Below are 24242 nucleotides of genomic sequence, written 5' to 3'. Positions count from 1 at the left end.
CCCCGCCCCGCCGGGCCGTCTCGTAGGGTGATCGCGTGCACAGCCTCGATCTGCTCAGCGACTGGCCCGTCGACCGTTCCGCCGCCGCGGTGGTGACCCGCGACGGCGGAACGGTCGCGTCCAGGGGAGACCTCGACGAGGTCTTTCCCCTCGCGTCCGTGACGAAGCCGCTCGTGGCGTACGCCGCGCTCGTGGCCGTCGAGGAGGGCGCGATCGAGCTCGATCAGCCTGCGGGCCCCGAGGGGTCGACGGTGCGGCATCTGCTCGCCCACGCCTCGGGTCTGGCGTTCGGTGAGCGCACGGTGCAGACCGAACCCGAGCGGAAGCGGATCTACTCGAGTGCGGGCTTCGAAGTGCTCGCCGAACTCGTCGAGACGGAAACCGGTATCGAGTTCCCGGAATACCTCCGGCAGGCGGTCTTCGAGCCGCTGGGCATGCCGTCCTCGTCCCTGCCGGGGCCGGCCGGTCACGGGGCGCAGTCGTCGGTCGCCGATCTCGCACTGTTCGCGCGCGAGCTGCTCGATCCCGTTCTGGTCTCGTACGAAACCCTCACCGAGGCGACCAGCGTGCAGTTCCCCGGTCTGAACGGACTCGTGCCCGGATACGGGATGTTCAAGCCCAACGACTGGGGTCTCGGATTCGAGATCCGGGGCGAAAAGAACCCGCATTGGACCGCCACCGGTAATTCACCGCGTACTTTCGGTCATTTCGGTCAATCGGGCACATTCATTTGGGTAGATCCCGAAATTTCCGTCGCCGCTGTGGTACTTACTGATCGTGCCTTCGGAGACTGGGCGAAACCGCTCTGGCCTGCCGTCGGAGACGCGATCATCACCGAATTCACATAAACCTCTCTGGTTCGCTGGCGAAACACACGCCACACGGGCACACTTGTACGCAGCCTGCATGGAGAAGCCTTGGCCGACGAAGGTCGTTGGGGAAGACGTCCTGGTCGAACCGGAGGTGAATGTATGCGCGCATCCAACCAATTCGCGGATGCCACGGCGGGGGTGATCTATGTCCACTCCTCACCGGCGGCGGTGTGCCCGCACATCGAGTGGGCACTGGCCGACATCCTCGACTGCCGGCCCGATCTCGCGTGGACGGGCCAGCCCGCCGCACCGGGGCTGCTGCGCACCTGCGTCGACTGGGTCGGGCCCGTGGGCACGGCCGCGCGACTGGCCGACGTGCTGCGGTCGTGGCCGATGCTCCGCTTCGAGATCACCGAGAACCCCAGCGAGGGCGTCGACGGCGAACGCTTCAGCTACGTCCCCCGACTGGGTCTGTGGCGCGGATGCACCAGCGCCAACGGCGACATCGTCGTAGGAGAGATGCGTCTGCGCGCCATGCTGTCCTCCGCCGATGTCACGAGCGAACTGCACCGCGCGCTCGGAACGGCATGGGACGAAGAGCTCGAGCCGTACCGCAGCGGCGACGAAGGCGCGCAGGTGACGTGGCTCCGCCGGGACGTCGGCTGACCGCGGTCCGACACGACCGGAACGCACCCCCACATCTTCCTGATACGGGAACACCGGCACCGCTCCGAGGAGCGATGCCGGTGTTCTCGTGCTGTGTCCGGATCAGAGCGGAATGTTCTTGTGCCGTCCGCGAACCGCGGGTGCGGCGGCGAGCGCGGCGGCCAGGGTGCTCCGCGTGGTGGCGGGATCGATCATCTCGTCGACCACACCGATCGCCATCGCGCGCCCGACGCCACCGGCGATCGCCTCGTGTTCGGCGGCGAGACGATCGTGCAGCGCCTCACGCTCCTCCTCGGGAGCCGCGGCGAGGGCCTTCTTGTGGAGGATGCCCACAGCGGCTTTCGCGCCCATCACGGCGACCTCGGACTCCGGCCATGCGTAGACGGCGGTGGCCCCGAGCGCCCGGGAGTTCATCGCGATGTACGCGCCGCCGTAGATCTTGCGCGTCACGAGCGTGACGCGGGGAACCTTCGCCTCGGCGAACGCGTGGAGCAGCTTGGCGCCGCGTCGCACGACGCCCTCCCACTCCTGGCTCACGCCGGGAAGGTAACCGGGCACGTCGACGATGACGACGAGCGGAACACCGAAGGCATTGCACATCCGCACGAAACGCGCTGACTTCTCGGCGCTCTCGGAGTTGAGGCAGCCGCCGAGACGGAGCGGGTTGTTGGCGATGACGCCAACGGTGCGGCCGCCGAGACGGCCGAATCCGGTGACGATGCTGCGGGCCCAGCCGGCCTGCAGTTCCTCGAAGGAGGACTCGCCGTCGACGTTGTCGACCAGCTGGTGGACGATCGGCCGCACGTCGTATGCGCGTCGCGGCGACGCAGGCATCAACGCCCGCAGGTCGGTGTCGCCGAGCGCGGCTGCGGCGACATCGAATTCACCCTGTTCGGCCAGCATCGACACCAGACGGCGGGCGCGGTGCAGGGCGTCGGCCTCGTCGTGCGCGGCGATGTGCGCGACACCGGACTTCTTGGTGTGCGTGTCGGGGCCGCCGAGCGACTCCATGTCGACCTGCTCACCGGTGACGCTGCGGACCACGTCCGGTCCGGTGACGAAGACACGGCCCTCGGGGGCCATGATGACGATGTCGGTCAGGGCCGGGCCGTAGGCGGCACCGCCGGCCGCGAAGCCGAGAACGACGGAGATCTGGGGGATCAGACCGGACGCGCGGACCATGGCCTCGAAGACCAGGCCGACGGCGTGGAGGGCCTCGACGCCCTCGGCCAGACGCGCGCCACCGGAGTGGAAGATGCCGACCACGGGGATCTCGTGGTCGATGGCGTGGTCGATGGCGGAGACGATGTGCTTGCATCCCTCGACGCCCATGGCTCCGCCCATGACGGTGGCATCGGAGCAGTATGCGACGGTGCGGATGCCGTCGACCTCGCCGACGGCGGCGAGGACGCCCGACTTGTCGCGGGTGTGCAGCAGTTCCAGGCTGCCCGGGTCGAACAGTTTCTCGAGACGGGCCAACGGATCTCTCGGGTCCACCGTCGTCTCACGCGGGGTGGCTGGATCCAGGATGGTCATCGGGTGCTCCTCGGGCAGACGCGGTGGTGGTGGGCTGCGGTGGAGGCTCCGGGTGGAGCCTCCACCGCATGGGGCGGACCGGCGTCGACGGTCAGGCGCGACCGAATGCGAGCGCCACGTTGTGCCCACCGAAACCGAACGAGTTGTTCAGCGCGAAATCGATCCGGCCGGAACGTGGTTCGCCCTTGACCACGTCGAGATCGATCTCTGGATCCTGGTTCTCGAGATTCAGCGTGGGCGGGATGACCCCGTCACGCAGAGTCAGGACCGTGAGTACTGCTTCGAGTGCACCCACCGCACCGATCGAATGACCGAGCGCGGACTTGGGGGCGTAGATCGCGGCGTGGTTGCCCACGGCCGCGTTGATGGCCTTGGCTTCGGCCACGTCGCCGATCGGGGTGGCCGTCGCGTGCGCGTTGACGTGCCCGATGTCGGCCTTGGTGAGCCCGGCGGTCTCGATCGCCCGCCGCATGGCCCGAGCCGCTCCCGTACCTTCCGGGTCGGGGGCGACGATGTGGTAACCGTCGGAGGTGATGCCGGCGCCGAGGATACGAGCGTGGATGGTCGCTCCGCGTGCCTTGGCGTGCTCCTCGCTCTCGAGGACCATCAGTGCGCCGGCCTCGCCGAAGACGAAACCGTCGCGGTCCTTGTCGAACGGACGCGAGGCGCCCTTCGGGTCCTCGTTGCGGGTGCTCAGCGCCCGCATCATCGCGAAGCCCGCGGTGGCGACCGCGTCCAGCTGACCCTCGACACCACCGGTGACGACGATGTCGGCGTCGCCGAAGGCGATCATGCGGTACGCGTTGGCGATCGCCTCGGATCCGGACGAGCACGCCGAGACCGGGGTGATGACCCCGGCGCGGGCACCGAGTTCGAGCCCGACGGTGGCCGACGGTCCGTTCGGCATGATCATCTGCACCGCGAAGGGCGAGACCTTGCGGTAGCCGCCGACACGGAGCTTGTCGACGGCGTCGATGAGCGACTCGCCGCCACCGAGGCCCGTACCGATGACCACACCGAGACGGTCCTGGTCGACCTCGGGGCTGCCGGCGTTCTGCCAGACGGTGCGCCCGAGGGTGAGCGCGAGGCGCTCGACGAAGCTCATGCGACGGAGTTCCACGCGGGACAGTCCCTCGTCGGGGCTGACCTTCAGGGTTCCGCCGATGCGCACCGGGAGGTCGAACTCGTCGACGAAACCGCCGTCGATGGTGCCGATCCCGCTCTCACCGGCCAGCAGTGCTTTCCAGGTGGCGTCCACGTCGCCGGCGATCGACGTCGTAGCCGCGAGGCTGGTGACGACGACGTTGCGGAGTGCCCGAGGAGAAGGGGAGGTCACAGCAGAACTCATTCGTTGTCGTTCGTGGCCTGAACGCCTGCGGCCTCGAGCTTCTGGATGTAGTTCACGGCGTCACCGACGGTGCGCAGACCGGCGAGATCCTCGTCGGGGATCTTCACGCCGTACTTGTCCTCGGTCTGGACGGCGATCTCGACCATGGACAGCGAGTCGATGTCGAGGTCGTCGACGAAGGACTTGTCGACGGTCACCTCGGAGGGCTCGATGCCGGTGACCTCTTCGATGATCTCCGCGAGACCGGCGATGATTTCTTCCTGGGTGGCGGCCACGATGTGGCTCCCTTCTCGATCTGTCGACTATGTCGTTCGAAACCGGCCGGATGTTTCCGGCCGGGGGTCCGGGGAGTTCCCGGTGAGGTGCCCGTGCTGTGCGACGGCGCGCGCAGCAACCTAACCGAGTTGAAGACTTTCGGCCAGAGCGGAGATCTCCGCGGGGGTCTTGAGGGCGACGGTGGGCGTGCCGCGCATCTCGCGCTTGGCGATGCCCACCAGCGTGCCGGCGGGGGGAAGCTCGACGATCCGGCTCACCTGCGCTTCACGCAGGGAGGCGGTGCACAGGTCCCACCGGACGGGCCGGGTGACCTGGGCTGCGAGACGTTCGAGGGCGTCGGCTCCGGAGGTGACGGGCTTGCCGTCGTAGTTCGACAGCAGCGTGTGCGTCGGATCCGAAGGTGTGATCTTCGCCGCGGCGGCGGCCACGGCGTCCTGGGCGGGTGCCATGAATCGGGTGTGGAAGGCACCGGCGACCGGCAGGGCACGGACGCGGGCCTTCTCGGGCGGGTTCGCAGCGAGTTCCTCGAGCGCGCTCAGGCGCCCGGCTGCGACGATCTGACCGGCCGCATTCATATTCGCGGGGGTCAGATCCAACTCCGCGAGGCGCGCGAGCACCTCGTCCTCGGCGCCGCCGAGGACGGCGGACATTCCGGTGGGTTCGAGCGCGCAGGCGCGGGCCATCTCGGCTCCGCGGACGGCGGCGAGGGCGACGGCGTCGTCGGCGCTGATGACACCCGCGATGGCGGCCGCGGCGAGTTCACCGACGGAGTGGCCGGCGACGATCGTGTCGGCGGGCACGAGGCCGCGACGGTCGAGATCCTCGAAGGCGAGCAGGGCGGAGGCCACCACGAGCGGCTGGGTCACCGCGGTGTCGGTGATCTCCTCGGCGGCGGCAGTGGTGCCCAGACGCGCGAGATCGAGTCCCGCCGTCTGCGACCACCGGTCGATGCGGTCGCGCGCTCCGGACTGCTCGAGCCACGGGGCGAGCATTCCGGGTGTCTGAGACCCCTGGCCGGGGGCAAGCAGCGAAATCACGATCACCAGGGAACACCGCGAGCGGGTGCCTGCGAGATGTCGGTAGCGATGAAAGGTTGCCCCTCGATTTGTAGGGTTCCCACAAATCTGCACGTCGGTGCTCGCTATCGGAGGAAAGGCCGGGGACGTTACGTGTCCGATTCGCGAATTGTGAATCGAGTGGCAGGTGGTGCAGGCGATCTCAATTCGTTATGGCTTCGTGCCAGGCGACCTACCGTGGCAGCGATTCGGAGCACGTACGCATCGCGAGGATTTGTGGGATCCCGACCCGTGACTTCTGTGATCCGCTTCAATCGATACCGCACGGTATTTGGATGAACAAACAGCTTCCGGGCGCAAGTCTCGACAGCACCCCCACTGTCGAGGTATGCGTCCAGCGTGTCTGCGAGGGACGGCCCGGCGGCAGCGAGCGGGGCGACGACGAAGTCCTCGAGCGCGGCGATCGCGCCGGGATCACCGAGCAGCGCGCGCTCGGGCAACAGCTCGGCGGCGTGCACCGGCCGGGGAGCCCCCGGCCACCCCACGACCGCCTCCATGCCGGCGAGCGCTTCGACGGCGGAGACGTGTGCGGTCGCCAGCGTCGGTGTCGTCGGACCGATCACCACGGGATCGTCGGAGAACGCGCGCATCAACTCGGTGCGGAAGTTCGCCGCGTCGACCGTCCCGTGCAGTTCACCGCTGACGACCATCACCAGGCGTTCGCCCTGCACCACCGCGAGGGCGGCGCGACCGTGCTCCTGGGCGACGGTGTGCACGGTGGTGATCACCGAGACGCCCTGGTCGGGTGGGGGAGTTCCGACGATCACCGTCGCCGGGGCGGTCGCGTCCCAGTTGAGGGTCGCGGCCCGCGACTGCATGTCGGGCCCGGTGTCGCCGCGCACCACGGCGTCGACGACGAGGGCCTCGAGCCGCGTGTCCCAGGCGCCCCGCGACTCGGCCGCCCCCGCGTAGACCGCCGCGGCGGCGAAACCGAGCTCGCGCCCGTAGCGCAGGATCGCCTCGGTGAGCGCCACGAGCTGTTCCTCGTTGCGGGCGAGGGCCGGCAGCCACTGCTCGAAGAACTCCATCGCCGCGCGGACCATGTCCACCGTCTGACGCAGCGTCAGCCGCCGGGCGAGATCCTGCGGGATCATCTGGAAGGCGTCGAGGCTGAACCGCAGGTCGCTGTCGGGATTGCGCACCCACTCGAGGAAGTCGACCACCGATGTCTGGATGACCAGCTGCACGGTCGACCGTTGCGACGCGTCGAGATCGGCGAAGAAGGGCAACTGCTCCTGCATGACGTGCACCGCTTCGGTGGACAGTCGCCCCGAGAACTGTTTGACCCGACGGAGCAGCGCGTCGGGGAGCGGTGCCCGCTCGGGACGGGACGGCGGTACCGGGCGCTCCCTGTGAACGCCCGGTACCTGCCCGATCCGGCGGGGTTGCGGCTCGTCGACCATGGGACGAAAGTACCCGGCGGCCGCGAGCCGGCCGGTCACGCCACTCGGACGTGACCGGCGGAGGGATCAGGCGACGCCCGGATCCGCCATCGAGACCGGGGCGGCCGTCACGTCGTCGATCTTGTAGGTGCGGGCCGCCTCGACGGCCTTCTCACGATCGATCGCGCCCTCGCGGCCGAGCGCCGAGAGCACCGCGACCACCGTGGACTCGGCGTCGATGTTGAACACGCGGCGGGCGGCGCCACGGGTGTCGGAGAAGCCGAAGCCGTCGGCGCCGAGCACCGTGTAGTCGCCCGGAACCCACTTGCGGATCTGATCGGGCACCGCGCGCATCCAGTCGGACACCGCGACGAACGGACCCGCCGCATCGTTGAGCACCGACGCGACGTACGGCACCGGAGCTTCCTCACCGGGATTCAGCAGCGCCTGCCGGTCGCACTCGACGCCGTCGCGACGCAGCTCGCCCCACGAGGTGACGGACCAGACATCCGCGGACACGCCCCACTCGTCGGCGAGGATCTCCTGCGCACGCAGCGCCTCGGGCATCATCACGCCCGAGACCAGGATCTGCGCCTTCGGGCCCGACTCCTGGCCCCGCTTGTACAGGTAGATGCCCTTGAGCAGCCCCTCGATGTCGAGGTCCTCCGGCTCGGCCGGCTGCGAGTACGGCTCGTTGTAGATGGTGATGTAGTAGAAGACGTCCTCGCCACCGAAGCCGTCGACACCCTCCGTGCCGCCGTACATCCGCCGCAGACCGTCGCGGAAGATGTGGGCGATCTCGTAGGAGAACGCCGGGTCGTAGGTGACCGCGGCCGGGTTGGTCGACGCGAGCAGCAGCGAGTGCCCGTCGGCGTGCTGCAGGCCCTCACCGGTCAGCGTCGTGCGACCGGCCGTCGCGCCGAGGACGAAACCGCGTGCCATCTGGTCGGCCGCCGCCCACAGGCCGTCGCCCGTGCGCTGGAAACCGAACATCGAGTAGAAGATGTACACGGGGATCATCGGCTCGCCCTGCGTCGCGTAGGACGTCCCGACCGCCGTGAACGACGCCGTCGAACCGGCCTCGTTGATGCCCTCGTGCAGGATCTGGCCGACCTCGCTCTCCTTGTAGGCGAGCATCAGATCGGCGTCGACCGAGGTGTACAGCTGACCGTTGCGGTTGTAGATCTTCAGCGACGGGAACCACGAGTCCATACCGAAGGTGCGGGCCTCGTCCGGGATGATCGGCACGATGCGCTTGCCGATCTCCTTGTCGCGCAACAGTTCCTTGAGCACGCGGACCGTCGCCATGGTGGTGGCGACCTCCTGCTTGCCCGAACCCTTGCGGACGACGTCGTAGGTCTTCTCCGCGGGCAGCGCCAACGGCTTCGCGGCGGTGCGGCGCTCCGGCAGGAAGCCGCCGAGGGCCCGGCGACGCTCGAGCATGTACTGGATCTCGGGCGACTCGAAGCCGGGGTGGTAGTACGGCGGCATCTTCGGATCCTTCTCGAGCTCGGTATCCGAGATCGGGATCCGCTGGACGTCGCGGAAGTACTTGAGGTCCTCGAGGGTGAGCTTCTTCATCTGGTGGGTCGCATTGCGGCCCTCGAAGTGCTTACCGAGCGTGTAGCCCTTGATGGTGTGCGCGAGGATCACCGTCGGCTGACCCTTGTGCTCCATCGCCGCCTTGTAGGCCGCGTAGATCTTGCGGTAGTCGTGGCCGCCGCGCTTGAGGTTCCAGATGTCCTGGTCGGACAGGTCCTTGACCAGCTCCTTGGTCCGCGGGTCGCGGCCGAAGAAGTGCTCGCGCACGAACGCGCCGTCGTTGGCCTTGTACGTCTGGTAGTCGCCGTCGGGAGTGACGTTCATGAGATTGACCAGCGCGCCGTCCTTGTCGGCGTGCAGCAGGGCGTCCCACTCACGGCCCCACACGACCTTGATGACGTTCCAGCCGGCGCCGCGGAAGAACGACTCCAGCTCCTGAATGATCTTGCCGTTGCCGCGCACCGGGCCGTCGAGACGCTGCAGGTTGCAGTTGACGACGAAGGTCAGGTTGTCGAGACCCTCGGTGGCCGCGACGTGCGCCAGACCGCGCGACTCCGGCTCGTCCATCTCGCCGTCGCCGAGAAACGCCCAGACGTGCTGATCGGAGGTGTCCTTGATGCCGCGGTCGTGCAGGTAGTGGTTGAACCGTGCCTGGTAGATCGCGTTCATCGGGCCCAGACCCATGGACACGGTCGGGAACTCCCAGAAGGTCGGGAGCAGGCGCGGGTGCGGGTACGACGGCAGGCCACCACCGAGCGAGGCGTGGCTGTGCTCCTGCCGGAAGCCGTCGAGCTGCTCGGTGCCGATGCGGCCCTCGAGGAAGGCTCGGGCGTAGATACCGGGGGAGGCGTGGCCCTGGATGAAGACCTGGTCGCCGCCGCCGGGATGGTCCTTGCCGCGGAAGAAGTGGTTGAAGCCGACCTCGTACAGGGCGGCGGACGACGCGTAGGTGGAGATGTGACCACCGACGCCGACACCCGGGCGCTGCGCGCGGGTGACCATGATCGCCGCGTTCCACCGGATGTACGCGCGGAAGCGACGCTCGACCTCCTCGTCACCGGGGAACCACGGTTCGCTCTCGGTGGGGATGGTGTTGACGTAGTCGGTGGAGGTCAGGGCGGGAAGCGAGACCTTGCGCTCGTTGGCACGCTCGAGCATGCGAAGCAGCAGGTAGCGCGCGCGGGTGGGACCCGCGGCCTCGAGCATCCCGTCGAACGACTCGAGCCACTCTTCGGTCTCCGCCGGATCGATGTCCGGCAGGTAGGAGGCCACGCCCTCGCGGATCACCCGGACACGATTGTCCTTGGTCGATGCCGGCTTGGCCGAGGAATCCGGTCCCGACGCGCCCGGTGCAGCGCCTTCTCGGGAGTCGGATCCGTGGATCAGGTCTGTCAACGTCTGCTCCTCATCGTGGTGGGCGCGTAGGTGGAGCGCCCTCTCCGTCGGCCGGCTCTTGTGGGAGCCGACGCAATCGACATCTGAACATGATGCACCCCTCATCTTCCCCCATCCGCGACGAAGGATCACGCCCTGGCCCGGCCAACAGGACGGATCGGACACGGTGCGGGGCGGTGCAACGGGTCCCTCTGGAAAGATTCTCCCGCTTTTCCCAGCGATTCGGGTTGCGTTGAGGCCCGCAACGATGTTCGCTTTGACCAATTGATCGTCACGCCGGTACGCGGATCCGATTCGCGCACCACAACCCTTAGGAGGAGCCACCGTGGTCGCCGCGGCGGATGCCAAGAACTATGTCTCCAAGCTCGGTATCACTCACGACCACGTGGTGCAGGAACTCGGTTGGGACGAGGACACCGACGACGAGTTGAGAGCTGCGATCGAAGAGGTCACCGGTACCGAGCTGCTCGACGAGGACTCCGACGAGGTCGTCGACGTCGTGCTGCTGTGGTGGCGCGACAGCGACGGCGACCTGGTCGACGCCCTCATGGACGCGATCGGCCCCCTCGCCGACGAAGGCGTCGTATGGGTGCTCACCCCCAAGACCGGGCGCCCCGATCACGTCGAGCCCAGCGAGATCGCCGAGTCGGCCGCCACGGCCGGCCTCACCCAGACCACGGCCACCAACCTCGGTGACTGGATCGGCAGCCGCCTCGTCCAGCCCAAGGCCGGCCGTCCCCGCCGCTGAACCGGCTCCCGGAACGTAAGGATCCACACGCATGCCGATCGCCGTGGGCACCGAAGCCCCCGATTTCACCCTCAAGGACCAGAACAACCAGGAAGTGACGCTGTCGAGCTTCCGGGGCAGCAAGAACGTGCTCCTGGTCTTCTACCCGCTCGCCTTCACCGGCGTCTGCCAGGGCGAGCTGTGCGCCGTCCGCGACGACCTGCCCACCTTCGAGAACGACGACACCGCCATCCTCGCGGTGTCGGTCGGCCCGTCGCCGAGCCACAAGATCTGGGCGGCCGAGCAGGGCTACACCTTCCCGCTGCTGTCCGACTTCTGGCCGCACGGCGAGGTCGCGCAGGCCTACGGTGTGTTCAACGAGAAGTTCGGTTTCGCCAACCGCGGCACGTTCGTCATCGACAAGAACGGCATCGTGCAGTTCGCGGAGGAGAACCAGCCCGGAGAGGCCCGTGACCAGGGAGCTTGGGCCAGAGCGCTCGCCGCGCTAAAGTCCTGATGCGAAGTCGGCGGCACCTGCCGCCGTCTTTCGGGCGTGTAGCTCAGTGGTAGAGCTCTGGTTTTACACACCAGCGGTCGGGGGTTCGAAACCCTCCGCGCCCACAATCCCATGTGCGATTCCAGTGGATCGAGCCCCGCTCAGCGGGGTCGGATCCGCACGGATCTAATGTCCCGCATTCACCGCCGCGACGAGCGTCGGCAGGTCGTCGGCGACGACGATCATGAGCGGCCGTTCCTTCGCGCTGCCACTGTGCGTGACGATCAACGCCGTCGGCGGCAGTTGCCCGCCGGCGGGCGGGGACAGCTTCTTGATCGCCTGCGGCACCGTGATGGTTCGGGGCAGGTGCGCGGCCCGCTCGTGCGGTTCGGCGAACTCCAGGGCCGCTCCGACGGTCTCGCTCTCGACGATCTCGTCCGTCGCGAGACGATGCGCGAGCCAGCGGGCGATGCAGTTCGTCGTCAGCAGCCCGAGATAGGTGTCGTCCTCGTAGATCGGGAACTGCGAGTAGTCGTGGCGCCGGATCTCGTCGAGCACCCGATTCAGTGGTGTGCCCGTCTCGAACACGGCGGGTGCCCGTCTCGGCAGGACCTGCAGCACCTTCGGCGGATCGATGATCCTGTCGCGCAGTCTCTCGATCGCCTCGACGACCTCCGGGACCGGATCGGCGACCGGCTTGCCCCCGTAGTAGTCCTGGTGCACGAGCGCGTTGCGCAGGTCCGCGAAGGCCCGGAGGGCGGGCAGATCGACCTGGGTGCGGTGGCGCCGGGCGTACTCCTTGGCCATCCGGACGAAGCTCATGTGCTCCTCGTCCGTCTGCAGCTGCCACTTGAAGTGGTTCTCGATGGCCGTGAACGCCGACAGGAACCGGATCGCGCCGCTGACCTCGTCCATCTCGTCTCCTTCGTGCGGAAGGGAGTCGTGGGGCGTCAGTCGCGCGGTTCCGCCGCGGTGCGGTAGGCCACGTCGAGCAACTCCACGAAGTGGTCGTCGAGTTCGTCGACCGACGAGACGCTCAGCCGGTGCGTCGTCACCGTCCCCTTCTTCGGGAACGCCTCACGCAGCGTCGCGTGATGGATGCGCCGCGGCAGATCCAGGGCCACCTCGAGACGCGAGGCGTAGACGAACGCCGCCGCGAACGGACGGCCCCGCGACCAGGAGATCTCCGACGCGTGGACGTGCTCGGTGACGTCGCCGCCGAGGTCGAGGATCATCGCGCGCACGTGCCGGAACACATCGACGGCGGCCGGATCCTTGTCGGCCAGATAGTCGTCGACGGTCGCGTACATCGGGAGCTCCTCGAATCGGGGCAGGGTGGTCGGCTCGGTCACCGCGGCCGGCCGTATCGATCGGCGAGCTTCTCGCTCGCGGTGCGCGGTGCCGCTTCCGCCGGGGCCTCGGCTGCGTCACCACCGTCTTGCGAACCCTTGGACTTCCTACGTTCCCGCAGCTCGGCCCACACGAAGTAACCCAGACCCAGCGGGGCCATGATCCCGAACGCCAGCCACTGCAGGCCGTAGGACAGGTACGGGCCCGAATCGAGCTGGGGGAGCGGGATCACGCCGAGACCGCCGGGCTGGTCGGCGTCGAGCTGCAGGTAGACGTCCTCGAGATCGAGACCCGTGACGGACGCGACCTGCGGGGCGTCGATGAAGTACACCTGCTGGTAGCCGTCGTCGACGAAGGGGGCCTTGTCCTCGACCGTTCCCTCGGACATCCGGATGCGGGCGTCGAGGGTGACGGTGCCGGACGGCGCGGCTGGAATCTCGGGGATCTCGGTGCCGCGCACGGGCCGCACGTACCCGCGGTTGACCAGGATCGTTCCGCCGGAATCGAGGACGAACGGGGTCAGCACCTCGTAGGCCGGCCGCGACTCGACGTTGCGCAACCGCACGAGTACATCCGACTCGGGCAGATAGGAGCCCTGCGCGAGCACACGGCGCCACTCGTCCTCGATCGTCGGACCGTCGCCGCCCAGCAGTTCGCCGACGGGAACCGGATCCTGTGCCATCGACCCAGCGATGCGACCGTTGCGGTCCTCGGTGTTCGTGTTCTTGCCGAGCTGCCACGGCGCGAGGACCGTGAAGCACGCGTAGGCGAAGCCGACGACCACCAGTGCCAGGACCAACCAGCCGGGGCGTAGGAGAAATGTCAATCGGCGCACAGATCCACGGTAGCCGGTGAGGTGCGTCTCACTGCTGCCGCACCCGCTCGAGCAGGCCCGGAACGGCGGCTTCGATCTGCTCGCGGACCTGCTCGAACTCGTCGAGGGAGCCGTAGTACGGATCGGGCACGGAATCGTCGTCGGCGTCGGGATCGAACGAACGCAGCAGCACACGGCGATCGGACGGGACACCGAGCTGCGCCAGCGCCCGCTCGTGGGTGGTGGTCATGGCGACGACGAGGTCGGCCGACAGGTGCTCGGCACCGAGCTCGGCGGCGCGGTGACCGGTGGGATAGCCGTGCCGCTGCAGCACCGCGTCGGTGCGTGGATCCGCCTCGGAGCCGACGTGCCAGCCGTGCGTGCCGGCGCTGCTCACCCGGACCCGGTCGTCGAGTCCCTCCCGCCGCAGGTGCTCGGCGAAGATCTTCTCGGCCATCGGCGACCGACAGATGTTGCCGGTGCACACGAAGGTCACGTGGAAGCGGTCGTCAGCGTCCACCCGTGAGTACCTCGCGCAGTTCCTCGACCGAGGCGGTCGTCCGCGCCGCCGCACGACCCTCGGTCTCGGTCCCGTAACCCCACTCGACGAAGACCGTGGGGATGCCGAACCGGCCTGCACCGTGGATGTCGTGCTCGCGGTCGCCGACCATCACCACACCGGTGGTGCCGCCCGCTTCGGCATCCTGCGGATCGATCCCGAGAGCGGTGAGGCTGTGCGCGACGACCTCCCACTTGTGCCGCCGGGCGCCGTCGTCGCTCGCACCACCGACGAACTCGAAGTATCCGGTCAGACCGAAGTGGTCGAGGATCCGCTCGGCGAACGTCTGGGACTTCGACGTCGCGACCGCCAGGCGACTACCTGCCTCCCGGACGGCATCGAGCACCGCTTCGATGCCGTCGAAGACCGCGTTCTCCGCCCAGCCGGTGGCGGAGTAGTAGTCCCGGTAGGCCGCGAGTCCCGCAGCGACCTGCTCCTCGTCGAGCCCGAGATTCTGCAGGGTGTCGCGCATGGGCGGTCCGAGCAGCCACTGCAGGTCGCCGTCGGGCGCCTCGAAACCGGTCGTCTCGGCGGCGTGGAGGAACCCGTTGATCACCCCGGTCGCGGAATCGGTGAGCGTGCCGTCCAGATCGAACAGGACGACGGGAGCGGGGAGCACGAGCGGCTGGGTGGCAGCGAGAACGGTCACCGGGCCATTCTCCCCGTTCGTCCGGTCTTCCGCCGCGTAGGGTCGTGCGCGTAGGAGAGAGCGGATCAGCTGGAGGTGGACGTGACGGCGGCGACGCTGCGTGAGGTGATCGACGTTCTGGAGACGGCCTACCCGCCGTCGCTGGCGGAGAGCTGGGACTCGGTGGGACTCGTCGTCGGCGACCCCGACGAGCCGGTGCACAAGGTGCTGCTCGCCGTCGACGCGACCGCGGCCGTCGTCGACGAAGCGCTCGAGTGGGGCGCGCAACTGCTGCTCGTGCACCACCCACTGTTGCTGCGCGGAGTGGACACGGTGGGCGCGCACACGCCCAAGGGTGCGCTGATCCACCGCCTCATCCGCGGCGGTTGCGCCCTGTTCACCGCGCACACCAACGCCGACCGCGCGAACCCCGGAGTCTCGGACGCCCTCGCCGGAGCGCTGGGCCTGACCGGCCTGCGACCGCTCGAGGCCAAGCCCGAACCCGCGACCGACAAGTGGGTCGTCATGGTGCCGTCCGACGCCGCCGACACGGTGCGCGCGGGACTGTTCGCGGCGGGCGCGGGTGCCCTCGGCAACTACCGCGAATGCTGCTGGTCGACCACGGGCACCGGCCAGTTCCGCCCGGTCGACGGCGCGGACCCGGCCATCGGCTCGGTCGGCGACCTCGAGCGCGTCCCCGAGGACCGGATCGAGGTCATCGCCCCGCGCCGGTCGCGCGCGGCGGTGCTCGCTTCCCTGCGCGACGCGCACCCCTACGAGGAACCGGCCTTCGACATCATCGAGCTCGCCGACCTGCCGAGCGATCGCGGGCTCGGCCGGGTGGGGGAGCTGCCGCAGACCCGCACGCTGCGCGAGTTCACCGCCGACGTCGCCGCCGCTCTGCCGGCCACCGAATGGGGCGTGCGCGGCGCGGGCGATCCGGACCGGCCGGTGCGGACCGTGGCGGTGTGCGGCGGATCCGGTGATTCCTTCCTCGGACTCGCCACCGCGCACGGTGTCGACGTCTACGTCACTGCCGACCTGCGGCACCATCCCGCCGACGAACATCTGCGCGCGGGAGGCCCCGCGCTGGTGGACGTCGCGCACTGGGCGAGCGAGTACCCGTGGTGCGCGCAGGCCCGCGACGTCCTCGACGCGGCGTTCGCCGACCGGGACGGCTGGCAGGCGCGGGTCAGCGAGTTGCGCACCGATCCCTGGACGACCGCGGCGGGCGCGGTACGGTAATCAGCTACGACACGTCCCGCGTGGCCGCCGACTCCCGGCCCACCGACACACCATCGAAAGCAGGAACCACCCGAGTGAACGTCGAACCCACCGTGCAGGCCAAGCTGCTGTCCCTCGCCGCCGTGGACGCAGAGCTGAACCGCCTCGCGCATCGCCGTCGGACACTGCCCGAACAGCAGGAGGTGGACCGCCTGCAGACCGAGCGCAACGCGCGCAAGGACGCCGCGGTGGCCGTCGAGATCATCCTCGACGACCTCGACCGGGACATCCGGAAGCTCGAGGGCGAGATCGAGGCCGTGCGCATGCGCGCCGACCGCGACCGGTCGATGCTCCAGAGCGGCTCGGTGGGATCGAAGCAGCTCACCGAACTGCAGCACGAGCTCACCAGCCTCGAGCGTCGCCAGGCGGCACTCGAGGACGACCTGCTCGAGGTCATGGAGCGTCGCGAGGCGTCGAAGGCCGACCACGACCATGCCGGTGCGCAGGTCTCGCAGGTCGACGACCAGCTCGGCGACGCCGTCCGGGCCCGCGACGAGGCGCTCGCCGACATCGAGGTGGCCGAGCAGCGGTGCCGCAGCGACCGCGAGGCATTGCTCGCCGTCTTCCCCGCGGAACTGGTGACGGTGTACGAGAAGCAGCGCGAGAAGTCCGGCATCGGCGCCGCATTGTTGCAGGCCCGCCGCTGCGGCGCGTGCCGTCTCGAACTCGACCGCGGTGAGATCGCCCGGATCGCGGCCGCACCCGCCGATCTGCTCGTCCGGTGCCCGGAGTGCGACGCGATCCTGGTCCGCACCAAGGAATCCGGACTGTGACGACGGTCGTCGTCGAAGCGGACGGCGGTTCCCGCGGGAATCCCGGACCGGCCGGTTACGGTGCCGTGGTCTTCGATGTCGACCATCGGACCGTCCTCGCCGAACGCCAGGCGAGCATCGGGCGCGCGACGAACAACGTCGCCGAGTACAAGGGCCTGATCGCCGGTCTCACCGCCGCCGCCGAGCTCGGCGCCGACGAGGTGCACGTCCGCATGGATTCCAAGCTCGTCGTCGAACAGATGAGCGGACGGTGGCAGGTCAAGCATGCCGACATGATCCCGCTGGCCGCGCAGGCGCGGGAGCTCGCCGGCCGGTTCCGCACCGTCGACTTCACGTGGATCCCGCGTGCGGAGAACGCCTACGCCGACCGGCTGGCCAACGCCGCGATGGACGCGGCCGCCGAAGCGTTGCTGGACGTCGCATCCGACACCGTGGCACGTCCGGTCCAGGTGAACGCGCGGACCGAGAACGTCACCACTCCGCCGGTCGTGCCGGTGCCAGACCCGGCTGTTCCGGCCTCGCCCGGCTGGACCGGTGCGGTCGGAACACCGACCCGTCTGCTGCTGCTGCGTCACGGGCAGACCTCGCTGTCGGTCGAGCGTCGCTACTCGGGGCGGGGCAACCCGGAACTGACCGAACTCGGTCGCGAGCAGGCGGTCGCCGCGGCTCGGCGGCTCGGTGCCCGCGGTGGGATCACCGCCGTGCTGTCGTCACCGCTGGGGCGCGCGCGGGAGACGGCCGCCGCAGCGGCGGACGCCCTCGATCTCCCGGTCACGGTGCACGACGGGCTCATCGAGACGGATTTCGGCGACTGGGAGGGTCTCACCTTCGCCGAGGCCGCGCGTCGCGACCCCGAACTGCACCGGCGCTGGCTCGGCGACACCTCCGTGCGGCCCCCGAACGGCGAGAGCTTCGACCAGGTGGCCAAGCGTATTGCCTCGGTGCGCGACGACCTGCTGACCGACTACGCCGGCACGACCGTGCTGGTCGTCTCGCACGTCACGCCCATCAAGACGTTCCTGCAGATGGCGCTCGAATCGGGTCCATCGCTGCTGTACCGCCTGCACCTGGATCTCGCGTCGCTCAGCATCGCCGAGTTCTACGCGGACGGTGGGTCGTCGGTGCGGCTCGTCAACGACACCTCGCACCTGTGAACCGGTAGCGGCCGCAAACGAAAAGTGGCCGCGCAGACATGTCGGGGGGTTGCCTGCGCGGCCACTCATCAGGTTTATCTGTCGGCCGACCGACGGTGTTACACGGTTGCCGGAAATTTTTTCCGGCGGGATGTCAGGCGGTGCAGCCGGGCTGGGATTCCCGGCCGGAGAATCGCTGAGCGAGCCAGTCGAGGCCTTCGACGACGGCCGGGAACATGCCGATCAGGTGGCCGGTTCCGGTCTTCGTCAGGACGGGTCCGACGTCGTAGCGGCGGTAGGTGACGTCGGCGCCGGCCGAGCACCACTTGTCGACCATCGTGTCGACACCCTGGACGAGCACGAAGTCGTCGCCGGTGCTCTGCGCGACGAAGACCGGCATCGACGGGGTGCGGTTGCCGAGTTGCTGCTCGGCGACCAGCGACGCCCACGGCTCGTCGCCGAGGTGCTCGGCGATGGGCCGTCCGTCGACCGTGTACGCCGAGGTCTGCCCGAACGGGTTCAGTGTGAACGCGTCGAAGACGCAGGCCGTCTCGGCGCGACGCAGGATGTCGAGTCCGGCAGGATCGAACGCCGCCAGTAGCGACGGGGCGTGCTCGGGATAGGCCGAGATGAAACCGTCGACGACCCAGCCGACCCCGCCGGAGAGCAGGGAGCCGTCGCCGGCCACGGCGAGATCGCCCAGGTCGGCGGGTGGTGAGCCGGCCACGGCGCCGACCACCGACAGTTCGGGGGCGTACGTCGCGGCGAGTTCGGCGGCCGAGGCGGACGCCATGCCGCCCTGCGAATATCCCCAGAACGCGATCGGGCCCTCGGGGTCGAGACCGAGATCGCCGAGCGACCGGGTGGCGCGTGCGAGGTCGAGCATCGCGCGTCCCTGCGACTCGCGGTTGAGATAGGGGTGCACGCCGGGTGTGCCGAGTCCTTCGTAGTCGGTGACCGCGACGGCGTAACCGGCCGCGAGCATCGGACCGATGTGGATGTACTCGTACTCCTGACCGAAGGTCATGAGCTTCGACGGTGCGCACTGGTCGCCCATGCCCTGCGTGCCGGGACCGAGCACGACGGTGGGCCGGGGTCCGGGACCGGTCCACGGCTGCGACGGGACGAGCACGGTGCCGACGGTGGCGACCGGTCCTCCGGTGGCGTTCGTGCTGCGGTACATCACCCGGGTGACGGCCGCGTCGAGGACGGCCGGGGTGTTCGGGACGACGGCGGCGACCGACGGTGCGGTGCGCAGGACGTCGCCGAGCGGCGCCGTCTCGAAGGCCGGAGGGGGCGTGTAGAAGTCGGTATCGGACTCGGCGGTCGCCACCGTCGGTGTGGTCGCGAGGAGTGCGGCCGCGGCGATCGAGGCGAATACTCCGGTGCGTCTGCGCATCCTGGACCTCCGAACGGAACGAACGTCGAGAAGGGACGCTACCTGCAGCCTGTAGGTAGATGCAACGGTCGTCACACCAGTCGTCGCAGCGTGTTGAGGTTCCGGACGGTCGTCGTCGCCTTGTTCCGGGCCGAACCCGACTGCTTTCCCACGGCACTGTCGAGGGTCGAGCCCTTCACGACCTGCCAGTAGAGGACACCTTCACCCGCGTCGACGCATTCGAGGTCCGGATCGAGATCGTCCGCGAGGGCGACCAGCGATTCGAGCACTGCGGGATCGGAGACGAACACGACGTACGAATGCCGGTCGGTGCGTGCGTCGTCGAAGGGATACGCCTCGACGACCCGTGCGAGATACGACTGCTCGACGACGAAGGTGTAGGCCTCGTAACCGAACCGCTCGGTGAGTGCGGCCTCGATCCGTGCTTTCGCGGTGGCGGGGTCGTCCTCGGCGTCGAAGAGCACGTTGCCGGATGCGAGGACGGTGCGGACGTTCTCGCATCCGAGGCCGCCGAAGACCTCCTTCAGATCGGCCATTCGGATGCGGATGCCGCCGACGTTGATTCCGCGCAGCAGGGCCACGAGTCGCGTCATGAGTGCACCGTAGTTGGCGGCGCCGATACGCCGCGGGATAGTCTGGTCGAGCGAACGAGTCGGCCGGGCGGCCGCGGAGCAGGGAACCGATACCGCACGGTGCCAGGCCCTGAATCGAGGAAAGTCCGGACTCCACAGAGCAGGGCGGTTGTTAACGGCAACCCGAGGTGACTCGCGGGACAGTGCCACAGAAAGCAAACCGCCTGCCGTACGGCAGGTAAGGGTGAAAGGGTGCGGTAAGAGCGCACCAGCGCCCCGGGTGACCGGGGCGGCTAGGTAAACCCCGCCCGGAGCAAGGTTGAAGGTCGCACCGCGTGCGGTGCGGCTGCGCAGGTGTTCGAGGGCTGCTCGCCCGAGCCTGCGGGTGAACCGCTCGAGGTACCCGGCGACGGTGTGCCCAGATGGATGGTCGCCACCCCGTTTCGGCGGGGGACAGGATCCGGCTTACAGGCCGGCTCGTTCGCCCGGCGTCTCCCGATCCCACCGCGTTGCTACCGGTCGGGTCAGATCGGATCGATGACCAGCAGGTGCGCCCAGTACGAGGCCGCATCCGGACCCAGCCAGGGCAGCAACGCGTCGTAGAGGATGTAGGACATTGCTTGCTCCTTCGTTCGGACATCGAGCACGGGTGTGCGGCCCGACAGTACCGCGCCACGCCTGCCGACGGGTTGTCCGTACAGACGGACGCGATTCGGGCACACTGAGACCATGAGCGACGACGGCTGGTACTACGACGTGCGCACCGGGAAGGTCTCCCAGGGCAAGGATCCGCACGCCCTCAACCGCATGGGTCCCTACCCGGACAAGGAGACCGCTCAGCGGGCGCTGGAGATCGCGGCAGAACGGAACAAGGCGGCCGACGCCGCCGACGACGACTGGAAGAACGGCTGAATTCGACGACGAGCACCCGAACCACCAGGAGTTCACGAGCATCGTGGTGACCACTCCCATCGTCGTTGCGCCCGCGATCGACTTCGCCGATGTGCGCGCCGAATTCGACCTCGTCGGCGAGTTCCCGCCGGAGGCCCTCGCCGATGCGCGACACGCGACCGACCGCTACACGGACGTCCGTGAGGACCGCACCGATCTGCCTCTCGTGACCATCGACCCACCCGGCTCGATGGACCTCGACCAAGCCCTGCATCTCGAACGCACCGACGACGGCTTCGTGCTGCACTACGCGATCGCCGACGTGTACGCACTCGTCGAACCGGGTGGTGCGCTGGACGTCGAGACGCACCGCCGCGGGCAGACCTTCTACCTGCCCGACGGCTCCGTGCCGCTGCATCCGCGCGAGCTGTCCGAGGGCACCGCGAGCCTGCTGCCGGACGCCGTCCGCCCGGCGGCGCTGTGGCGGATCGAGACCGACCACCGTGCCGAGCCCGTCGCGGTGAGTGTGCGACGCGTGCTCGTCCGATCGGTCGCACGCATGGATTACGCCGGAGTGCAACGCGACGCCGACGCGGGCCGGCTGCATCCGTCCGTCGAGGCGTTGCCCGACTTCGGGCGGTTGCGAGCGGCCGCGGCGCTCGCCCGCGGGGCGATCGAACTGCGCCTGCCCGCGCAGGAGGTCGTGAAGCACGGCGACGGCTGGACGCTGCAGATCGAGCCGCGCACCGAGGCCGACGAGTGGAACTCCGAGATCTCGCTGCTCACCGGGATGTGCGCTGCGCAGATGATGATCGACGCACGGGTCGGCCTGCTGCGTACGCTCCCGCCCGCCGACCCTGCTGCGGTCGATGCTCTGCGCCGCACCGCGCGGTCGCTCGACGTGCCGTGGCCGTCGGGGCTCGGTGTCGGTGCCTTCCTCGCCTCGCTCGACGCCAACGACCCGAAGACACTCGTGCTGATGAGCGAAGCGCCGACATTGCTGCGCGGCGCGTCCTACGCGGCCTTCGACGGCGACCTGCCCGAGACGATCCTGCACGGCGCGATCGGTGCGCCCTACGCGCACGTCACCGCGCCGCTGCGCCGGTTGTCCGACCGCTACGCCACCGAGGTGTGCCTCGCGGTGTCGTCGGGTCGGGACGTCCCGGACGAGGTCCGCGCAGCACTGGCCGCGATGCCGAAGATCATGTCGTCGACCGATTCGCTCGCCGGCAAGGTGAACCGAGCGTGCGTCGACCTGACCGAGGCCGTCGTCCTCGCGCCGCGGGTGGGGGAGACCTTCGAGGCGACGGTCCTGAAGGAGGCCACCGACCGGCGCGACGCGGAGGTGTTCGTCGCCTCCGAGACCGTCATCGGCCCGTGTGGCGGGGCGCCGGAGGAGGGCAGCACGGTGCGGGTGCGGCTCACGCTCGCCGACCCGCAGGCACGCAAGATCCGCTTCGACCATGACCGGTGAGACGACGCGGCGGCGACGGCCGGTCGCTGCCGTCCTCGCCGTCGTGCTCGCACTGTGTGCGGTGATCGCGGGGCTCGTGTGGTGGATCCTGCCGAACCGGCTGTTCCCGTGGGACAGTGCGGCATTCCCCGAGATCGACACCTCGTCGTTGTCGCCGACGCAGGTGCGGATCGTCGAACTGCTCGAGGAACAGCACGAGGCGCAGAATCCCGGCACGTTCTACTCGGAGGGTGTCCGCGAACCGTGGTGCGCCGACTTCGTCAGCTGGATCATGCGGGAAGCCGGTGTGCCGCTGTCCAATCCGCATTCGGGACACTGGCGGATCCCCGGCGTGTTCACGCTCGGTGAGTTCTACGAGCAGGCCGACCGCTACGAACCGGTGGGCACGGGCTATCGGCCGGAGGTCGGCGATGTGGTGCTGTACCACAACAGGATCGGCGTCGGTCAGCGCGAGCACACGAACATCGTCGTCGCCGTCGACGGTGATTCCGCGATCACCGTCGGCGGCAACGAGATGGGCCGCATCCGCGTCCACGAACTCGACGTGACCGGGGACGACGCCGTGGTGGGTTTCGGGCGGCTGCCCGCCTGATCCGCGCCGGCGGCTGCCCGCCTGATCCGCGCCGGCGGATGCCCGCCTTATCTGCGCCGGCGGCTGCCCGACCGATCCGGGTCAGCGGAAGCTGTCGGTGGCCTCGACGAGCCGGTGCACGATCCCCGGTTCGGTCGCCGCGTGTCCCGCATCGTCGACGATGTGCAGGCGGGAGGACGGCCACGCCTCGTGCAGGTCGTGCGCGCTGCGCGCCGGGCACACCACGTCGTAGCGGCCCTGCACGATCACCCCGGGGATGTTGCGCAGCAGATGCGCGTCGCGCAGGAGTGCGCCCTCGTCGAAGAAGCCGCGGTGGTGGAAGTAGTGGTTCTCGATGCGCGCGAAGGCCAGCGCGAAACGGGGTTCGGCCGTCTCCGCGACGCGATCCGGGTTCGGCAGCAGTGAGCTCGTGGCGCCCTCCCAGGTGGACCACGCGATCGCCGCGTCCAGAGCGACGTCCGGATCGGTCGAGTGCAGCAGACGGTGGTAGACGTCCACGGGATGCTCGCCCCGCCCGGCGGCCGCAAGCGGAGCGCAGAATCCCTCCCACGCCTCGGGGAACAGCTGCCCGGCGCCACCGTTGTAGTACCAGTCGATCTCGCTGCGGCGCAGCAGGAAGATCCCGCGCAGGACGAGTTCGGTGACGCGCTCCGGGTGCCGCTGGGCGTAGGCGAGGGCGAGCGTCGAGCCCCAGGACCCGCCGAAGACCATCCACCGGTCCACACCGAGGAAGGTGCGCAACCGCTCGATGTCGGCGACCAGATGGTCGGTGGTGTTGACCGACAGGTCGGCGCCGTCGGCCACGTGGGGTTGCGACCGGCCGCAGCCGCGCTGGTCGAACAACACGATCCGGTAGGCGTCCGGATCGAAGAAGCGCCGGTGCTGCGGCGCGGTGCCCCCGCCCGGACCACCGTGGAGGAAGACCACGGGCTTGCCCTGCGGGTTACCGCTGACCTCCCAGTACAGCTGCTGGCCGTCACCGACGTCGAGCATGCCCGTCTCGTGCGGCTCGATCGGCGGATACAGTTCGCGTCGCTCCACGGATCAGAACCCGACGAGGCCCGACGCGAGATTGGGGATCTCGAGTGCCTGCACGGCCTCCTCGCGCACCTCCGGGCACTGCGCGGAGGTCGCCGCGTCGATGCGGCCCCGGTCGCCCGCGAGCGCGACGAGGTCGACACCGTTCGCCGCACCCCATTCGCCGACGAGGATGTTGAGGCCACCGCGCCCCACCGAGGGGGTGTAGGTGCGCCAGTTCGACAGCTGGCCCTCGAGGCGTGCACACAGATCTGCGGCCTGCGCCTCGGTGAAGCCACCCGCTCCGGCCTCCGCGGGGCTCGACCCCGCAGCCGATGTCGTCTCCGTCGTCACCGGGGACTCGGTGGACGTGCCGGTCGGTGCCGGGTCCTGGGCCGGCGCGCACGCCGCGAGAACACCTGCCAGCGCGACGGCGACGGCGGGAACGAGACTGGAGCGGATCTGCATGGACACCTCACGGGTCGTACGGTCGGATCGTC

The 24242-nt window shown here is 69.1% G+C and carries 25 protein-coding genes, 1 tRNA gene and 1 other RNA gene; 12 read left to right on the top strand and 15 right to left on the bottom strand.

The window, feature by feature from the left end; all coding sequences use genetic code 11:
• Positions 1-35 precede the first annotated feature (35 nt).
• Both C6Y44_RS15895 and C6Y44_RS15890 read left to right on the top strand, forming a co-directional pair.
• The gene (locus tag C6Y44_RS15895; protein WP_120283377.1) at positions 36-848 is read left to right on the top strand and encodes a serine hydrolase domain-containing protein; all 813 of its coding nucleotides are present in this window, start codon (positions 36-38) and stop codon (positions 846-848) included.
• A gap of 123 nt (positions 849-971) precedes the next feature.
• Positions 972-1478, top strand: coding sequence for a DUF3145 domain-containing protein (locus C6Y44_RS15890; RefSeq protein WP_060651510.1), 507 nt, complete (start codon positions 972-974; stop codon positions 1476-1478).
• A gap of 102 nt (positions 1479-1580) precedes the next feature.
• On the opposite strand, the gene C6Y44_RS15885 is transcribed toward C6Y44_RS15890, so the two are convergent.
• From C6Y44_RS15885 to aceE, 6 genes are all read right to left on the bottom strand, one after another.
• Positions 1581-3014 (bottom strand): acyl-CoA carboxylase subunit beta, encoded by a 1434-nt coding sequence (locus tag C6Y44_RS15885; RefSeq protein WP_159418008.1) that lies wholly within the window; start codon positions 3012-3014, stop codon positions 1581-1583.
• A gap of 91 nt (positions 3015-3105) precedes the next feature.
• Entirely contained in the window at positions 3106-4362 is a 1257-nt protein-coding gene (locus C6Y44_RS15880; protein WP_174247018.1) for a KasA/KasB family beta-ketoacyl-ACP synthase, read from the bottom strand.
• Positions 4359-4637 (bottom strand): meromycolate extension acyl carrier protein AcpM, encoded by a 279-nt coding sequence (gene acpM, locus C6Y44_RS15875; protein ID WP_006554441.1) that lies wholly within the window; start codon positions 4635-4637, stop codon positions 4359-4361. The genes C6Y44_RS15880 and acpM overlap by 4 nt, the downstream gene beginning before the upstream one ends.
• A gap of 120 nt (positions 4638-4757) precedes the next feature.
• On the bottom strand, positions 4758-5675 hold the full coding sequence (locus C6Y44_RS15870) for an ACP S-malonyltransferase (protein ID WP_159418009.1): 918 nt from the start codon (positions 5673-5675) through the stop codon (positions 4758-4760).
• Positions 5676-5803: 128 nt separating this feature from the next.
• The gene (locus C6Y44_RS15865) at positions 5804-7117 is read right to left on the bottom strand and encodes a PucR family transcriptional regulator (protein WP_174247019.1); all 1314 of its coding nucleotides are present in this window, start codon (positions 7115-7117) and stop codon (positions 5804-5806) included.
• A 66-nt stretch (positions 7118-7183) separates the two neighbouring features.
• A complete protein-coding gene (gene aceE, locus C6Y44_RS15860) occupies positions 7184-10033 on the bottom strand; it encodes a pyruvate dehydrogenase (acetyl-transferring), homodimeric type (RefSeq protein ID WP_159418010.1) in 2850 nt (949 codons plus the stop codon).
• A 325-nt stretch (positions 10034-10358) separates the two neighbouring features.
• Between aceE and C6Y44_RS15855 the strand changes: the two genes are divergently transcribed.
• The 3 genes from C6Y44_RS15855 (at position 10359) to C6Y44_RS15845 (ending at position 11381) form a co-directional block, all read left to right on the top strand.
• Positions 10359-10781 carry a DUF3052 domain-containing protein gene (locus tag C6Y44_RS15855; protein WP_006554437.1) on the top strand — a complete coding sequence of 141 codons (423 nt, stop codon included), beginning with the start codon at positions 10359-10361 and terminating at the stop codon, positions 10779-10781.
• Positions 10782-10812: 31 nt separating this feature from the next.
• Positions 10813-11277: a peroxiredoxin gene (locus C6Y44_RS15850; protein WP_159418011.1), complete on the top strand. Its 465-nt coding sequence runs from the start codon at positions 10813-10815 to the stop codon at positions 11275-11277.
• Positions 11278-11309: 32 nt separating this feature from the next.
• Positions 11310-11381, top strand: a tRNA-Val gene (locus C6Y44_RS15845).
• A 61-nt stretch (positions 11382-11442) separates the two neighbouring features.
• Here C6Y44_RS15845 and C6Y44_RS15840 read toward each other — a convergent pair.
• Genes C6Y44_RS15840 through C6Y44_RS15820 form a run of 5 tightly spaced genes read right to left on the bottom strand, consistent with a single transcriptional unit; the run spans position 11443 to position 14628 of the window.
• Positions 11443-12171: a CBS domain-containing protein gene (locus tag C6Y44_RS15840; RefSeq protein WP_159418012.1), complete on the bottom strand. Its 729-nt coding sequence runs from the start codon at positions 12169-12171 to the stop codon at positions 11443-11445.
• A 35-nt stretch (positions 12172-12206) separates the two neighbouring features.
• Complete coding sequence (locus tag C6Y44_RS15835) at positions 12207-12608, bottom strand: DUF5655 domain-containing protein (protein WP_159418013.1); 402 nt, start codon at positions 12606-12608, stop codon at positions 12207-12209.
• Entirely contained in the window at positions 12605-13441 is an 837-nt protein-coding gene (locus tag C6Y44_RS15830; protein ID WP_033097779.1) for an SURF1 family cytochrome oxidase biogenesis protein, read from the bottom strand. Before C6Y44_RS15830 ends, C6Y44_RS15835 begins: the two co-directional genes overlap by 4 nt.
• A 28-nt stretch (positions 13442-13469) precedes the next feature.
• Complete coding sequence (locus tag C6Y44_RS15825; RefSeq protein ID WP_033097780.1) at positions 13470-13940, bottom strand: low molecular weight protein-tyrosine-phosphatase; 471 nt, start codon at positions 13938-13940, stop codon at positions 13470-13472.
• Positions 13930-14628 (bottom strand): HAD hydrolase-like protein, encoded by a 699-nt coding sequence (locus tag C6Y44_RS15820; protein WP_159418014.1) that lies wholly within the window; start codon positions 14626-14628, stop codon positions 13930-13932. The genes C6Y44_RS15825 and C6Y44_RS15820 overlap by 11 nt, the downstream gene beginning before the upstream one ends.
• Before the next feature lie 75 nt (positions 14629-14703).
• On the opposite strand from C6Y44_RS15820, the gene C6Y44_RS15815 reads away from it, so the two are divergent.
• The 3 genes from C6Y44_RS15815 to C6Y44_RS15805 all read left to right on the top strand — a co-directional run bounded on the left by C6Y44_RS15815 (position 14704) and on the right by C6Y44_RS15805 (position 17818).
• Positions 14704-15852 (top strand): Nif3-like dinuclear metal center hexameric protein, encoded by a 1149-nt coding sequence (locus C6Y44_RS15815; RefSeq protein ID WP_159418015.1) that lies wholly within the window; start codon positions 14704-14706, stop codon positions 15850-15852.
• Between the two features lie 74 nt (positions 15853-15926).
• Complete coding sequence (locus C6Y44_RS15810; RefSeq protein WP_120283333.1) at positions 15927-16664, top strand: zinc ribbon domain-containing protein; 738 nt, start codon at positions 15927-15929, stop codon at positions 16662-16664.
• Entirely contained in the window at positions 16661-17818 is a 1158-nt protein-coding gene (locus C6Y44_RS15805) for a bifunctional RNase H/acid phosphatase (protein ID WP_159418016.1), read from the top strand. The genes C6Y44_RS15810 and C6Y44_RS15805 overlap by 4 nt, the downstream gene beginning before the upstream one ends.
• Positions 17819-17951: 133 nt before the next feature.
• Here the strand turns inward: C6Y44_RS15805 and C6Y44_RS15800 are convergent, their stop codons facing one another.
• Both C6Y44_RS15800 and C6Y44_RS15795 read right to left on the bottom strand, forming a co-directional pair.
• On the bottom strand, positions 17952-19196 hold the full coding sequence (locus C6Y44_RS15800) for a lipase family protein (RefSeq protein ID WP_159418017.1): 1245 nt from the start codon (positions 19194-19196) through the stop codon (positions 17952-17954).
• Between the two features lie 71 nt (positions 19197-19267).
• Complete coding sequence (locus tag C6Y44_RS15795) at positions 19268-19789, bottom strand: DUF1697 domain-containing protein (protein WP_120283328.1); 522 nt, start codon at positions 19787-19789, stop codon at positions 19268-19270.
• 55 nt (positions 19790-19844) lie between these two features.
• Here C6Y44_RS15795 and rnpB point away from each other — a divergent pair.
• The 4 genes from rnpB (at position 19845) to C6Y44_RS15775 (ending at position 22725) form a co-directional block, all read left to right on the top strand.
• Positions 19845-20252, top strand: an RNA gene (gene rnpB, locus C6Y44_RS15790) — RNase P RNA component class A.
• Positions 20253-20497: 245 nt separating this feature from the next.
• Entirely contained in the window at positions 20498-20680 is a 183-nt protein-coding gene (locus C6Y44_RS15785) for a hypothetical protein (protein WP_059380879.1), read from the top strand.
• 43 nt (positions 20681-20723) lie between these two features.
• On the top strand, positions 20724-22133 hold the full coding sequence (locus C6Y44_RS15780) for an RNB domain-containing ribonuclease (protein WP_159418018.1): 1410 nt from the start codon (positions 20724-20726) through the stop codon (positions 22131-22133).
• A complete protein-coding gene (locus tag C6Y44_RS15775) occupies positions 22123-22725 on the top strand; it encodes a CHAP domain-containing protein (protein WP_159418019.1) in 603 nt (200 codons plus the stop codon). The genes C6Y44_RS15780 and C6Y44_RS15775 overlap by 11 nt, the downstream gene beginning before the upstream one ends.
• Before the next feature lie 81 nt (positions 22726-22806).
• Here C6Y44_RS15775 and pip read toward each other — a convergent pair whose 3' ends face one another.
• Entirely contained in the window at positions 22807-23718 is a 912-nt protein-coding gene (pip, locus tag C6Y44_RS15770) for a prolyl aminopeptidase (protein ID WP_269072839.1), read from the bottom strand.
• A gap of 51 nt (positions 23719-23769) precedes the next feature.
• On the bottom strand, positions 23770-24210 hold the full coding sequence (locus C6Y44_RS15765; protein ID WP_159418021.1) for a hypothetical protein: 441 nt from the start codon (positions 24208-24210) through the stop codon (positions 23770-23772).
• Positions 24211-24242: the final 32 nt, after the last annotated feature.

Origin of the sequence: Rhodococcus rhodochrous (assembly GCF_014854695.1) — a bacterium.
Taxonomy (GTDB): Bacteria; Actinomycetota; Actinomycetes; order Mycobacteriales; family Mycobacteriaceae; genus Rhodococcus.
Note: the sequence above shows the minus strand (reverse complement) of the source record. Positions and strands in the feature narration are given on the sequence as shown.

Excerpts from the sequence above, each read along its gene's own strand:
- C6Y44_RS15890 (WP_060651510.1), top strand. The coding sequence starts at position 972 with ATGCGCGCATCCAACCAATTCGCGGATGCCACGGCGGGGGTGATCTAT.
- C6Y44_RS15885 (WP_159418008.1), bottom strand. The coding sequence starts at position 3,014 with ATGACCATCCTGGATCCAGCCACCCCGCGTGAGACGACGGTGGACCCG.
- C6Y44_RS15880 (WP_174247018.1), bottom strand. The coding sequence starts at position 4,362 with ATGAGTTCTGCTGTGACCTCCCCTTCTCCTCGGGCACTCCGCAACGTC.
- C6Y44_RS15865 (WP_174247019.1), bottom strand. The coding sequence starts at position 7,117 with ATGGTCGACGAGCCGCAACCCCGCCGGATCGGGCAGGTACCGGGCGTT.
- C6Y44_RS15850 (WP_159418011.1), top strand. The coding sequence starts at position 10,813 with ATGCCGATCGCCGTGGGCACCGAAGCCCCCGATTTCACCCTCAAGGAC.
- C6Y44_RS15840 (WP_159418012.1), bottom strand. The coding sequence starts at position 12,171 with ATGGACGAGGTCAGCGGCGCGATCCGGTTCCTGTCGGCGTTCACGGCC.
- C6Y44_RS15800 (WP_159418017.1), bottom strand. The coding sequence starts at position 19,196 with ATGCGCAGACGCACCGGAGTATTCGCCTCGATCGCCGCGGCCGCACTC.
- C6Y44_RS15795 (WP_120283328.1), bottom strand. The coding sequence starts at position 19,789 with ATGACGCGACTCGTGGCCCTGCTGCGCGGAATCAACGTCGGCGGCATC.
- C6Y44_RS15785 (WP_059380879.1), top strand. The coding sequence starts at position 20,498 with ATGAGCGACGACGGCTGGTACTACGACGTGCGCACCGGGAAGGTCTCC.
- C6Y44_RS15775 (WP_159418019.1), top strand. The coding sequence starts at position 22,123 with ATGACCGGTGAGACGACGCGGCGGCGACGGCCGGTCGCTGCCGTCCTC.
- pip (WP_269072839.1), bottom strand. The coding sequence starts at position 23,718 with ATGCTCGACGTCGGTGACGGCCAGCAGCTGTACTGGGAGGTCAGCGGT.
- C6Y44_RS15765 (WP_159418021.1), bottom strand. The coding sequence starts at position 24,210 with ATGCAGATCCGCTCCAGTCTCGTTCCCGCCGTCGCCGTCGCGCTGGCA.